This is a genomic window from Pseudomonas migulae, from assembly GCF_043225285.1.
In the GTDB taxonomy this organism is placed as follows: Bacteria; Pseudomonadota; Gammaproteobacteria; order Pseudomonadales; family Pseudomonadaceae; genus Aquipseudomonas; species Aquipseudomonas migulae_C.
This window is the reverse complement of record NZ_CP171224.1, coordinates 3251056-3263434: the sequence shown is the minus strand read 5'-3', so window position 1 is coordinate 3263434 and position 12379 is coordinate 3251056. Positions and strand designations below refer to the sequence as shown.

The following is a 12379-nucleotide window of genomic DNA, read 5'->3' as shown; positions in this document are numbered from 1 at the left end:
CTCATACGGTGAAGACCGGCACAGGATTACACCAGCGGTCCTTATATTCACGGTCGGCGCGACCGAAGGAGAACCGCAAGGGCTTGTCCAGCGCGCGTGCATGCTCCCAGGCGCTTTGGGTATTGAGGAAGCTCAATACGCTGCCGGGGCTGAATTCACGGGTTTGCGGATCGACGCCACCATTGATGTACTCGACGCTGATCCATTGCGGCGCTTCGACCCGGTACACCAGCTGAATCGCGATGGGCGCTTCGTTGAGGAAGATCACCGAACCGATCAGCAAGTCACGCAACAGCTCGATCACCTCGGCCATGCGCTCCGCCCCGGTCGCAGGGAAACCCCAGCGACGCAGGAACAAATCGCAGTAGATGGCCGCCAGCTCTTGACTGGAAAACTCGCTGACGGGGCGCACGACGCCGCCCGCCTCTTCCAGCAAACGCAATTCGCGGCGCTGGTTGTAGCGAAATTTCTTCGACAGTTCTTCGGGCGTGCGGGCCATGGCCAACTGTTCGGCCTGCACCCTGATGCCGCTGAAGCGGCCTTCATTCAGTGCGGACAAATAGCGTGCGCGATGACGCAGAGGGGCTTGCGTATCAACAGCGGCCGGGAGGATGAGCTCGGCATTCCCCAGGTCGAACAGACCTTTTTTGCCGCTGCGCTTGAGCACGTCCTTGGACAAGGCCAGGTCGCGCCCCCAGGTCGGAATCGCCGCCTCGACTTCGCCATTCGGCGCCCAGGCCAGGTAGCGCACCGGAATGCCGGCCAACTGTGCCAGGCGCTCGACCACCAAAGGATGAGTGGCGACGCTGCCACCATAACGTTGCCAGGCCTCGGCATACGTCGAGGCATCGACGGCCGACCAGCCACGCTCGCGCCAGCCTTGAAATCGGTTGAGCATCAACCCCTCGGTGCCATTTCGGAAACCTGTGGCAGACGCCAGAAAGCCTCGCGCACTGCGCGATCGGAGAAGCGCTCCCGCAGGCGATCGAGCATCAACTCGGCGCATTGGCGACGCTGTTGATCATCCATCGCCGCCAGGTGTTGCAGCCCTTGAGCCAGGTGCTCGGCATCGCCCAGCGGAAACAGAATGCCAACGCCTTCGACCACTTCCTTCGCCCCGCCGCAGGCCGTTGCGAGCAGCGGCACGCCGGCAGCCATGGCTTCCAGCAATACCATGCCGAACGGTTCGTGATCGGAGCTCAGGGCAAACACATCAAAAGCACGGAAATACCGACGGGCATCGGGCACCTGACCGAGAAACAGTACACGGTCGCCGATCCCCAGCTCGCGGGCCATGGCCTTGAGGTCCTGCTCCAGCCGGCCAATACCGAGAATCACCAGCTGACTGTTGGCCGGCAGACCCGGCAATGCCGCAGCAAAACCGTGGAGCAGCGTGGCCTGGTCCTTGTCCGGATGAAGCCGGCCGACGTTGCCGATGACCCACGCATCCATCGACAGGCCCAGGGTTTCCCGGGCTTCGCGAACGGACACGTGACTGTCTTGCAAGGCTTGCACATTGATGCGGTTGTAAAGCGTCTGAATCCTTGCCGCCGGCCATTTAGGCAGGCAACGGCGGATGTCGTCGCGCACGGCATCGGAGACGCCGAGCAGGCTCAGCCGCTTGCGGAAAAAATTCGCAAAGAACTGGCGTGTACCGCGCTTGTAATCGCCAAACGCGTGGTGCACGCCGATCACTGGGAGCGAGGTGCCCAGCAAAGCAATGTAAATCGGCTTGAAACGGTGCGCGATGCAAAAACTGAAATCGCGCGAAGCGGCGATCTTGCGCAGCTCGCGGATGGCACCCAGCTTGAGGCCACGAATCGCCCGGGAGCTGAATTCCATGAACAACACATCATCGGAAGCGCAGTTCGCGGCCACGTCAGCATCGGCGACCCCGGTCAGAAACACCGTGGTCACTCGATAGCCAGTCCCCGCGAACAGGCTGGCGTACTGCCGGGCACAGTCCAGAAACGGACCGTCATAGCCGTGGCAGAACTGCAGCACGTGGCGTTCAGCCGAGCGTGTCATATGCGTCCGCGCCCTCTTTGACCACCAGGATGTCTTCCATGATCAAATACTGTAGGTCGGATCCGAAGAACATGTTCAGGGCATCCGTCGGCGAGCAGATCATCGGCTCGCCACGACGGTTGAGCGAGGTGTTCAGCGACACGCCGTTACCGGTCAGCACTTCCAGCGCTTTCATCATGTCGTAGTAGCGCGGATTGTATTCGCGCTTGAGCACCTGGGCGCGAGAAGTACCGTCTTCATGGACGACTTCCGGGACGCGGGTCTTCCACTCTTCCGCCACTTCAAAAGTGAAGGTCATGAACGGCGCCGGGTGATCGATCTTGATCATCTGCGGAGCAACGGTGTCGAGCATCGACGGGCAGAAAGGCCTCCAGCGCTCGCGGAACTTGATCTGGTGGTTGATGCGGTCAGCCACGCCGGTGGCACTCGGGCAACCGATGATCGAACGACCACCCAAGGCTCGCGGACCGAACTCCATCCGGCCCTGGAACCAGGCCACCGGGTTACCGTCGACCATGATCCTGGCGATGTTTTCCGGCATGTTGTCGAGTTTGCGCCACACCGGTTTGCTCGGGTGGCGGGCGCACGCGGCGAGCACGTCTTCGTTGGTGTACGACGGGCCGAGGTAGACGTGTTCCATCTTCTCGACCGGCACACCACGGGCATGGGACACATAGGCTGCGGCGCCGACCGCAGTACCGGCGTCGCCGGACGCAGGCTGTACAAACAGCTCTTTGACGTCATCACGAGCGATGATTTTCTGGTTCAGCTTGACGTTCAACGCACAGCCACCGGCGTAGGCCAGCTTGCCGGTTTCCTTGAGCACGTCGCCCAGGTAGTAATCGATCATCTGCAGCGCAATTTTTTCGAACAGCGCTTGAATGCTGGCGGCATAGTGGATGTAAGGCTCGTCGGCAATGTCGCCTTCGCGCTTCGGACCCAGCCACTCGATCAGCTTCGGCGAGAAGTAGTAACCCTTGCCCTTCTCTTTATAGCGACGCAGGCCGATGACGTTGGCGTAGTCGGTATTGATCACCAGTTCGCCGTTTTCAAACGAAGCCAGGCGCGAGAAATCGTATTTGCTGGCGTCGCCGTACGGCGCCATGCCCATGACCTTGAACTCACCGTCGAGCATGTCGAAACCGAGGAACTCGGTGATCGCGCCGTACAGACCGCCCAAGGAGTCCGGATCGAAGAATTCCTTGATCTTGTGGATCTTGCCGTTTTCGCCGTAGCCGAAGAAGGTCGTGGCGTATTCACCCTTGCCATCGATCCCCAGGATCGCGGTTTTCTCTTTGAAGCCGGAGCAATGGTAGGCGCTGGAGGCGTGAGCCAGGTGATGTTCGACCGGCTCGATCTTGATCTTCTTCGGATCGAAGCCCAGTTGCTCCAGGCACCAGACGATCTTGTTGCGATAACGCTTGTAGCGACGGTTGCCCATCAGGATCGCGTCGAGGGCGCGGTCCGGGGCGTACCAGTAACGCTTGGCGTACTGCCAGCGCGCCTTGCCGAACAGGCTGATCGGCGCGAATGGAATGGCGACCACGTCAACGTCGGACGGCTTGATACCCGCCTGCTCGAGGCAGAACTTCGCCGATTCGTAGGGCATGCGGTTCTTTGCATGTTTATCGCGTACGAAGCGCTCTTCTTCAGCCGCCGCGACCAGCTTGCCGTCGATGTACAAGGCTGCGGAAGGATCATGGCTAAGGGCGCCGGACAGGCCAAGAATCGTCAATGCCACAGGGGTCTAGCCTCTTTAGTCTGCATGCAGGCGCCAAGGCGCCACAAAATGAATGTGCCCTCGCAATGGGCGAGAGACAGCTAAAGGGCGGGATTATAGCTTAAAAGCTGCGCCAAACCTCTAGCGGGAAACAGCGGGCTGTCGCGTTGACAGCGCAAGATCTATCGACATAGACTCCTGCGCAAATGGACTGGGGGATCCCGGTCGGCGTTATGGCCTCGGTGAGTTTCACCGGGGCTTTTCGCTTTCTGGGAGAGGGAAAATTTTCAACCCCCAGTTTTCAAACCCCTCACCTACGTTGTCGCGCCCACCACTGCAGTAGAACTTACGCTTTAGTACGTCAAAAGCACGATTTTCCTGCCCTGCCCTTAAAACGCTCAAACCAATGGGTCTTGCAACAAGATCCGCTAGCTGCAACCCCGTTGAGTTCACTTGTTTGGTAGCAAAGACGATGTCGAACGGCAGCTGGATGCCCGCTCGGTTCGCGCCATCGCACATGCGGCGAAACTCCAGTTCCAATTCGTTATCTTCCCGCCTCCCTCGACGCTCGAAAATCACATGAGTCAACGCACTTTGCTGATTCTTTTCCCGTAGAAACTCGTAAAGCGTTTCCAGGCAGAAGCCAAGCGCGACGTGATAAGGATTATGAGCGGGACCTTGCTTCTCACGTAGAGGGACCTTGTCGACCACACAACTGATCAGGACGAAGTTGCTTGCCTCAATGATGTCTGTCAGCTCATCGAGAAAGGCATGTTTGTGTTGTCTAGAGGTGAAGAGCTTAGAAAAGGCTCCTTTCTCTTTTCGAATTTCCAGTTCATGCAGGCCGATCAGATCGTGCCCCATATGACTGAACTTGAATTTCTGGAGAGCCGGAATGACTTTCTCGCAATAGTGCCTTTTATGAAAAACACAAAACGCCAATACAAACACTGGATAGTTTGGATCTAGTGTTTGCATCCCGTGATCGCCGCTCTCGTCGACGTATATGACAAAGTCGCTGTACTTTCCGATCGAAGGTAAACGTTCATTCATAAAATACAAAAGAGCTATCCGCGCCCTGGCCACCCGTAAATCCTGATATTGCCGTCGACCCCCTGCCGGTAGACCGTGTATGGCAAGGCTACCGTGTCCAGCGCGCCGGACAACGCCAGGTCCAGCAGGATCAGTGGTACGAGAACGCCCGTGGGGTCTGGCGGTGCGTTCAGCACGCAGAAATCGTAGGCCAGACCGCTGTAGATACGCGGGATGGACTGGCAGTAGGTTTTTTGTTTTCTGAGACTGCGCGCGGCGTCTTCATCGTTTTGCAGGACCGTCGAAACGGTGCCGCAACCGGATAACGCCAGTGAACATACGCCGAGCACGACCGCTGTTTTTATCGTCAAGATCTGCCCTCCGAGAATCGTCAGGCACGCTAGCATCGTGACTATTCAGGGCACAGTTCATGGGGTCTGGAGATCATGTAGGGCGTTTCATAAGAACTTGTCCGGCATGAATGGCTTGGCATTTGTATTGGGTTTTCCGGCCTCATCGCGAGCAGGCTCGCTCCTACAATTGAAGTGTTGTGCACACCCATCCATTGTGGGAGCGAGCCTGCTCGCGATAGGGCCGCAGGTCCGATTCAGACCGCGCCGGAGATGTCTTTGGGCAGCCGATGGTCAATCACCTGATACAGCGCACTGCTCTCAGGCCAGTTACGCATGAACCGCGCCCGGTCCCGCGCATACGCCGGGGCGAAGCTGGCGAGGGAACTGTGCTGACGCATGGCGTCCAGGTCGATCAGCGACCAGCGATCTTGCTGCCAGAACAGGTTGTGGCCCTTGAAATCGCCGTGGCTGATCCGCTCGCCAATCAGCTCGGCAAACAGATGATCCAGCGCAACCAGCTCGGCCTCGGGTGCTTCACCGCTTTCAACATACGGTGCGAACCGCTCAATGATGTCCGGCCCCGGCAAGTATTCGGTCACCAGATACGCCCGGCTGCGCAACCAGAGGAAACGCTTTTCCAGGACCGCCAGCGGTTTCGGCGTGGCGATCCCCAGGAACGCCAGCCGATTACCCTCGCGCCAGGAATGCCAGGCCCGGCTCGGCCGCCAGAAGCGCTTGAGCCAATGGGCAAACCCCTTGATGTTGTAGCGTTTGATCACCAGCGTCCGACCGGCCACAACGACTTTTCCCACGCTCGCCGCGCCGCCCGTCTTGTACAAATGACCTTGATCAAGCAGTGCGTCCGCCTGATCGAGCACCGGCAGCATGGCCGCTTCTTCTTCGCGACGAATCGCCCGCAAGCCGAACGCCCCGCGCTGCACACTGAACAACGTGCACTCACGGCCGACCTTGATCAGGAAGTCCTTGAGACGCCAGCTGCGCACCTTGTCGATCTGCTTCTGCAACGCTTCCATCGGCAAGGCATGCTCGCCGTTGCTCAGGAGGTAATACACCAGCAGTTCTTCGGTGAACGGCTCCAGCGACTTGGGCAACTGGGCGAAAAACACCCCGAGGTTTTCCAGGACTTTCTGTCGAGACAGCGGCTGACCAGGGGTCTCGCTGCAGATCCCGGCGCCATCGATCAAATACAATCGACCACCCTGGCGCAGCAGGTTGTCCAGATGAAGGTCTTCCTGCCACAAGCCTCTGCGGTGCATCTGACCGATCGCGCCCAGCGCCTCGGCCAACACGGCCCCTTGCCCGTCTGAAAGCACCGGCTGATGCTCGACCTGCTTCCAGGTATCACCGAGGCTCTCGGCGCCTTCAATAAAATCGAACAGCAGCCAGCCGCCCTCGCCGTCCTTCAGACCGTCGGCCAACAGCTGCGGTGTGGTCAAGCCCTGGGCTGCGAGCAAACGCACACCGTTCACTTCACGCTGAAAATGCCGCGCAGCCTTGCTGCCCACCAGCAACTTGGCCAGCACCGGCCGGCCACGCCAGACACCGGCACCAACGTAGCGCTGCCCCGGCAATACGCGCAACAGGCTCAACAACTGCAAATCGGCAGGCCCGGCAGCATCGGCCAACGCAATGCTCACTGGCAGAACCGGATGACGCCCGGCATCTTTAAGTTCAGACAAACGCATCAGACCGACCTCTTGTAACTGCGGCGCGCGGTCAATCGCGTCAACCAGCTGTCAATCAGCGAACTGTCCTGCGGTTGATCCAGGTAGCTGGCCAGCAACTCACGCAGCTGCGCATCCGTCCACTGCGACGCGCGACGCGTCAGCGGTTCCAGATCCTTGACCCGGTCGCGATGACCGAACAACAGCGGGCGGGTCTTTTCCAGGTCGATCAGCTGGGCCATGTAGCCGTCACCGGTGGCCTGGAGAAAAATGTGCTTGGGGTAAAAGCAGCCGTGAACCTGACGCGCGCCGTGCAGGCGCCGAGCCAGTTGCCCGCAGGCTTTCAGGATCGCCGAATGCTGCGCGTCGCTAAGTTCCGACCAACGCTCCAACAGCGAATCCAGGTCATTCCAGCCGTCCAGCGCGCGGGTCAGCAGCACCGCGCGGACTTCGCCGTCGACCTTGCGCTGGCCAAAGAACGCCGCTTTCAGCGCGGGAATGCCGAGTTTTTCATAACGGCTGATGTTGCGAAATTCCCGGGCAAAACTGGGTTCGCCAAAAGGCGCATGCAAGGTGCGCATCTGGTAATTGCTTTGACGCTTGAGGTAAAAGCCATGACCTTCAAGATCCAGCCGAAACACGCTGCTCCAGCCACCGCGCGCGGTATTGGGCTCATCCACAGCCTCAAGCTGCCGGGCCCACAGTGCGTCGAAGGTGCCGAGGCCGTGTCGCTCCAGTAGCGCACGGTCTTCAGCGGCCAGAAAATCAGTCATTCGCGTCCCTCGAAAAATCTCACCACGTGCCGGATACGTTTCTTATCGGCGGCATTGAGCCGCGTCCGTTGGCGGTATTGCAGGTAAAAGCGCAGGCGCTGGGTGGCCGACAAATGATATTTGGCGACTTTGTCCAGGCAGGCCAGATCCTTGGTGATGCGGTACTTGAGCCAGAAACCGCTCCAGAAATCTCCGTTGGGGCAGTCGATCAGGAACAGTCGCGCCTGATCGTCCACCAACAGGTTGCGCCACTTCAAATCGTTATGGGTGAAGCGATTGTCGTGCATGGTCCGGGTGTAACCGGCCAGTTGCCGGCTGATGTGATCGACCCAGGCGCGATCCGCCAGTTTCGGGTCATGCCGCTCGGCCAGCGCATTCAAGTCTTCGGTATGCGGCAGCTCACGGGTGATCATTGCCCCGCGAGCGTAGGTCGCACCACGGCGTTCCAGGCCCCAGGCAACCACTTCGGCCGTAGGGATGCCCCACTTGGCAAAGCGCTTGAGGTTCTGCCATTCCATTTTCACCCGCGGCTTACCGAGGTAACGACGCAAGCCCTTGCCGGCGCCGACGTAGCGTTTGACGTAATAGTTGACGCCCTTGCGCTGGACTCGTACGACCTCGGACAACGGGTCGCGGGTCAACTGCTCGCCTTGAAGGGCGAAGACGGCCTCGAGGCTGCCGAAGTCGTCGGCCAGGTCGCTGTAAGCGGGTTCCAGTCTCCAGCCCGACATCAGAGCGCATCCCCGTATCGCTGTTTGCGGTCGTAGAGCTTGTTCGCCTTGCCTTCGAGCCAGCTGAGCAGCCCGGCTTCTTCGCCGAGGATCTGACGCAGCGGTCGCTGGAAATAGCCCTTGAGGAAACGCAGCTTGTCGCGGCGGGTCAGGCCGATGTCCAGGGCCGAGAAGTACAGCGCCGCCAGATCCTTGTTGCGCCAGCGCTGGGTGATCGTCGGGCGGGTCTGGGCGCGGTGCAGGTCGATTACCGAGAGCTTGAAGTCTTCAGCGGTCACCGGCTTGTCAGTGTGCAGCAGGAAGTGGCAGATGTAGCAATCGCGATGGTTGACCCCGGCGCGGTGCATCATGCCGGTCATGCGCGCGACTTCGGCGATCAGCGCACGCTTGAGTGTTGGCTCCGGCGGCTGCTTGACCCAGTTGATGCTGAAGTCTTCGAGGCTGACGGTCGGCGCCAGCTCTTCGGTGACGATGAACGAATGCTGATCCGCCGGGTTGCTGCCCTTTTCACCGTAGGCGACGGCAGTCATGGTCGGCACGCCGACTTCCTGCAGGCGCTGAATGGCTTTCCATTCCTGGCCCGCGCCGAGTACCGGCAGCTTGGCGGTGAGCAGGTTCTTGAAGATCTCGCCCCAGCCGATGCCCCGGTGAATCTTCACGAAAAAACCGTGGCCGTTCACTTCAGTGCGCAACGTGCGACGCGCTTCCAGCTCGCGGTAAACCTCGCCCTGCAAGCCCTCGACTTCGGTGAACGGGTCACGTCCGGCCCAAAGGCTTTTGAACGGTTCAGCCAGCATCAACTTCATTAAGCGTGCTCCGCCAGAATCACATCCGCCGCGTGCTGCGGCATGCTGTAGAGGTCGGCCGTCTCAGCGAAGGCCAGACCGTTGCGGCTCCAGGCCGCCCGTGCATTTGCGTCGTTCAACATGCCGGTCAGGTATTGCGTGAGTTGCGCCTGATCGAAGGGTTCGTCCAGCACCAGGCCCGCGTCGGCTTCGGCGATGTAATGGGCATAACCGCACACCGCACTCACCAGCACCGGCAACCCGGCGACCAGCGCTTCGAGCAACACGGTCCCGGTGTTTTCGTTGTAGGCCGGATGGATCAACAGGTCGGCACCCAGCAGGAAACGCGGGATATCGCTGCGGCCCTTGAGGAACGTCACGTTGTCACCGAGCCCCAGGGTGGCGCTCTGCATCTGGAATAATTTGGGGTCGTCCTGGCCAATTACAAACAGCCGGGTGCGTTTCTTCAGATCAGCAGGCAACGCGGCCAACGCCTTGAGGCTGCGATCCACGCCTTTGGTCTTGAACCCGGAGCCGATCTGCACCAGCAGCAGCTCGTCGTCCTTCAGGTTGAATTCGCGACGGAAATCGGCGCGGATCTCGGCGGCATTGGGCGGCGCGCGACGGTCCTGGGAGATGCCCGGCGGCAGCAAATGGAAACGCTCCAGCGGCGTGTCGTAATGCTTGATGAACAGCGGCTGCTGGACTTCGGAAATCATCAGCACTTCGGTCTTGGCGTCCTTGGCGAACACCGCGCGCTCGTACTCGGCGAAGTGACGGTAACGCCCCCAACGACGGTACAGCGAGTTGCGCAGGTTCTGCGCCTTGTCTTCGAAACAGCCATCAGCGGCGTAGTAAACATCCAGGCCCGGCATCTTGTTGAAGCCGATCAGACGGTCCACGGGACGTTTGGCCAGATCGGCCTCCATCCACTCACTGAGTTTTTCGTTGCGGCGATGATTGAAAAACGCTTTGACCGGCGCCACGAGCACTTCAAAACCCGGCGGGATGTCACCTTCCCAGATCAGCGTGTAGACGCGAATCTGATGACCGCGCCGCTGGCACTCCAGGGCTATGCGCATGAAATCGCGCTGCAAGCCTCCAAACGGAAAGTACTTGTACAAGACGAATGCCAATTGCATCAGCGCAGCTCCTCAGCCAGTAACAACGTGCTCAGTCGGGTCGCGACACGCTCGGGATTCAAACGCGTGAAGCACAGTGGCGACTCGCGTTTCAGGTCAAACCGGCGGGCATCTTCGGCCGTCGGTTGATAAGTGCATTTCTTTTGCAGGCAGGGTGCGCAGGGGAAATCGCTGGCGATGTGAATCTGCGCCTTGCCATAGGCACCGGTCAGACCCGGATTGGTCGGGCCGAACAACGACAGCGTCGGCACGTCGAGCGCGGCGGCGAGGTGGCCGAGGCCGGTGTCGACCGCGACGCAGGCTTGCGCACCGGCCAGGACTTTGCCGACGCCGGCCAGGTTCAGCTTGGGCAGCACTTCGACGTGGCGCATGTCCTTGGCGATCCGTTCGGCCCGGGCCTTCTCCGCCGGGTTGCCCCACGCCAGCTTCACGCCGACACCCAGGTAACCGACGCGCTCCGCCAGCTCGCGCCAGTAGGCTTCCGGCCAGTGTTTGGTGTCCCAAGTGGTGCCGTGCAGGAACAGCACGTAGGGATTCTTACGCGGCAATTCCACCAAGCGCTCGATGTTCAGGCCGTAATCGCCCAGGCCTTTGGGCAAGTCGTAGCCCAGCGCGATGGCGAACAATTGGCGCACACGCTCGACCGCGTGCTGGCCACGGGCAACCGCCAGGCGCCGGTCATAGAAGCGTGCAGCAATCGGTTCCCGCGCCGAGCCTTTATCGAGGCCCGCCACCGGCGCCTTGGCGTAACGGGTCAGCAAGGCGCTTTTCAACAGGCCCTGGGCGTCGATCACCAGATCGTATTTCGTCGCGCGAACGCTCTGTTTGAAGCGCTTCCACTCGCCACTCTTGATCGTCTGCCAGATGTTTTTGCGCCAGCGGCGGATCGCCACCGGAATCACCTTGCCCACGGCCGGGTGCCAGGTCGGGATCTCGGCGAAACCTTCTTCCACCACCCAGTCGAACTTGATGCCGGGGATCGCCCGGGCCGCGTCGGTCAGCGCCGGCAACGCATGAATCACGTCGCCCAGCGATGAAGTCTTGATCAGCAGAACCCGCAAACTATTTGACCTCGACCACAGTGCCCTGCAAACGCTGCAAGGCTTCGTTCACCGCTTGCGGCATGAGCTGGCGCAGGCAGTTGTAATGACCGAAACGGCACGTGCGATCGAAGCACGGGCTGCATTCGATGCCCAGGCGCACGATCTCGACGTGCTCGGCCAGCGGCGGGGTGAAGCCCGGCGACGTCGAGCCGTACACCGCCACCAACGGACGATTCAGCGCCGCCGCGACGTGCATCAGGCCGGAGTCGTTGGACACCACCGAGTCAGCGCAGGACAGCAAGTCGATCGCCTCGGCCAGGGACGTGCCGCCACTGAGGTTAACCGACTCCTCACGCAGACCGGGAATCAGTCGCGCGCGAATGTCTTCGCCCACCGCGTGGTCGTTTTTCGAACCGAACAGCCAGACTTGCCAGCCTTCGCGAATCTTCGCTTCGGCGACCTTGGCGTAATGCTCCGACGGCCAGCGCTTGGACTCGCCGAACTCGGCACCGGGGCACAGCGCCAATACCGGACGGTCGAGGGTCAGGCCGAACTTGTCCAGCGCCGCTTCGCGGGTGACCGGATCGATCTGCAAGGTCGGGCGCGGATAGGGTTTCGGCAGTTCGAGACCAGGCTCGTAAGCCAGGGCCATGAAGCGCTCGATCATCAGCGGGTAACGGTCCTTGTCCAGCGTGCGCACGTCATTGAGCAGGCCGTAGCGGAATTCGCCACGCCAGCCGGTTCGTTTCGGGATGCCGGCGAAGAACGGCACCAGCGCCGACTTCAGGGAGTTGGGCAACAGGATCGCCTGGTCGTACTGGCCGGCCAGGGATTTGCCGATGCGCCGACGCGTCGCCAGTTCCAGCGCGCCGTGGCCGAGCGGAAAGCTCAAGGCCTGGCGGACTTCGGGCATGCGCTCAAGAATCGGCCGGCTCCACTCGGGGGCCAGCACGTCGATTTCGCATTGCGGGTGGCGCTGCTTGAGGCACTGAAACAGTGTCTGCGCCATCACCATGTCACCGACCCAACTGGGCCCAACGATCAGAATTTTCATGTGGTTTCCAAAAACGAACCGGGGAGGCATACG

12 protein-coding genes are annotated in these 12379 nt (G+C 60.6%); all 12 read right to left on the bottom strand.

What is annotated here, in order from left to right; all coding sequences use genetic code 11:
* Position 1 precedes the first annotated feature (1 nt).
* Complete coding sequence (locus tag ACF6ZU_RS15100) at positions 2-898, bottom strand: antimicrobial resistance protein Mig-14 (protein ID WP_392893683.1); 897 nt, start codon at positions 896-898, stop codon at positions 2-4.
* Complete coding sequence (locus tag ACF6ZU_RS15095; RefSeq protein ID WP_392893681.1) at positions 898-2028, bottom strand: glycosyltransferase; 1131 nt, start codon at positions 2026-2028, stop codon at positions 898-900. The genes ACF6ZU_RS15100 and ACF6ZU_RS15095 overlap by 1 nt, the downstream gene beginning before the upstream one ends.
* Positions 2012-3769, bottom strand: coding sequence for a carbamoyltransferase (locus ACF6ZU_RS15090; protein ID WP_392893679.1), 1758 nt, complete (start codon positions 3767-3769; stop codon positions 2012-2014). Before ACF6ZU_RS15090 ends, ACF6ZU_RS15095 begins: the two co-directional genes overlap by 17 nt.
* Before the next feature lie 228 nt (positions 3770-3997).
* Entirely contained in the window at positions 3998-4801 is an 804-nt protein-coding gene (locus tag ACF6ZU_RS15085) for a DUF3800 domain-containing protein (RefSeq protein WP_392893677.1), read from the bottom strand.
* Between the two features lie 14 nt (positions 4802-4815).
* On the bottom strand, positions 4816-5151 hold the full coding sequence (locus tag ACF6ZU_RS15080) for a YceK/YidQ family lipoprotein (protein WP_392893675.1): 336 nt from the start codon (positions 5149-5151) through the stop codon (positions 4816-4818).
* A 236-nt stretch (positions 5152-5387) separates the two neighbouring features.
* On the bottom strand, positions 5388-6839 hold the full coding sequence (locus ACF6ZU_RS15075) for a lipopolysaccharide kinase InaA family protein (RefSeq protein ID WP_392893673.1): 1452 nt from the start codon (positions 6837-6839) through the stop codon (positions 5388-5390).
* A complete protein-coding gene (locus tag ACF6ZU_RS15070) occupies positions 6839-7591 on the bottom strand; it encodes a lipopolysaccharide kinase InaA family protein (protein ID WP_392893671.1) in 753 nt (250 codons plus the stop codon). Before ACF6ZU_RS15070 ends, ACF6ZU_RS15075 begins: the two co-directional genes overlap by 1 nt.
* Positions 7588-8322, bottom strand: a complete 735-nt coding sequence (locus ACF6ZU_RS15065; protein WP_392893669.1) for a lipopolysaccharide kinase InaA family protein — start codon at positions 8320-8322, stop codon at positions 7588-7590. Before ACF6ZU_RS15065 ends, ACF6ZU_RS15070 begins: the two co-directional genes overlap by 4 nt.
* Positions 8322-9128: a lipopolysaccharide core heptose(I) kinase RfaP gene (rfaP, locus tag ACF6ZU_RS15060; protein ID WP_392893667.1), complete on the bottom strand. Its 807-nt coding sequence runs from the start codon at positions 9126-9128 to the stop codon at positions 8322-8324. The genes ACF6ZU_RS15065 and rfaP overlap by 1 nt, the downstream gene beginning before the upstream one ends.
* Positions 9128-10249, bottom strand: coding sequence for a glycosyltransferase family 4 protein (locus tag ACF6ZU_RS15055; RefSeq protein ID WP_392893666.1), 1122 nt, complete (start codon positions 10247-10249; stop codon positions 9128-9130). The genes rfaP and ACF6ZU_RS15055 overlap by 1 nt, the downstream gene beginning before the upstream one ends.
* Positions 10249-11310 carry a lipopolysaccharide heptosyltransferase I gene (gene waaC / locus ACF6ZU_RS15050; protein ID WP_392893664.1) on the bottom strand — a complete coding sequence of 354 codons (1062 nt, stop codon included), beginning with the start codon at positions 11308-11310 and terminating at the stop codon, positions 10249-10251. The genes ACF6ZU_RS15055 and waaC overlap by 1 nt, the downstream gene beginning before the upstream one ends.
* 1 nt (position 11311) lies before the next feature.
* A complete protein-coding gene (waaF, locus tag ACF6ZU_RS15045; protein ID WP_392893662.1) occupies positions 11312-12346 on the bottom strand; it encodes a lipopolysaccharide heptosyltransferase II in 1035 nt (344 codons plus the stop codon).
* Between the last annotated feature and the right edge of the window lie 33 nt (positions 12347-12379).

What these genes read in the sequence shown, in the direction of transcription:
- ACF6ZU_RS15100 (WP_392893683.1), bottom strand. Translation starts at nt 898, where the DNA reads ATGCTCAACCGATTTCAAGGCTGGCGCGAGCGTGGCTGGTCGGCCGTC.
- ACF6ZU_RS15095 (WP_392893681.1), bottom strand. Translation starts at nt 2,028, where the DNA reads ATGACACGCTCGGCTGAACGCCACGTGCTGCAGTTCTGCCACGGCTAT.
- ACF6ZU_RS15085 (WP_392893677.1), bottom strand. Translation starts at nt 4,801, where the DNA reads ATGAATGAACGTTTACCTTCGATCGGAAAGTACAGCGACTTTGTCATA.
- ACF6ZU_RS15075 (WP_392893673.1), bottom strand. Translation starts at nt 6,839, where the DNA reads ATGCGTTTGTCTGAACTTAAAGATGCCGGGCGTCATCCGGTTCTGCCA.
- ACF6ZU_RS15070 (WP_392893671.1), bottom strand. Translation starts at nt 7,591, where the DNA reads ATGACTGATTTTCTGGCCGCTGAAGACCGTGCGCTACTGGAGCGACAC.
- ACF6ZU_RS15065 (WP_392893669.1), bottom strand. Translation starts at nt 8,322, where the DNA reads ATGTCGGGCTGGAGACTGGAACCCGCTTACAGCGACCTGGCCGACGAC.
- rfaP (WP_392893667.1), bottom strand. Translation starts at nt 9,128, where the DNA reads ATGAAGTTGATGCTGGCTGAACCGTTCAAAAGCCTTTGGGCCGGACGT.
- ACF6ZU_RS15055 (WP_392893666.1), bottom strand. Translation starts at nt 10,249, where the DNA reads ATGCAATTGGCATTCGTCTTGTACAAGTACTTTCCGTTTGGAGGCTTG.
- waaF (WP_392893662.1), bottom strand. Translation starts at nt 12,346, where the DNA reads ATGAAAATTCTGATCGTTGGGCCCAGTTGGGTCGGTGACATGGTGATG.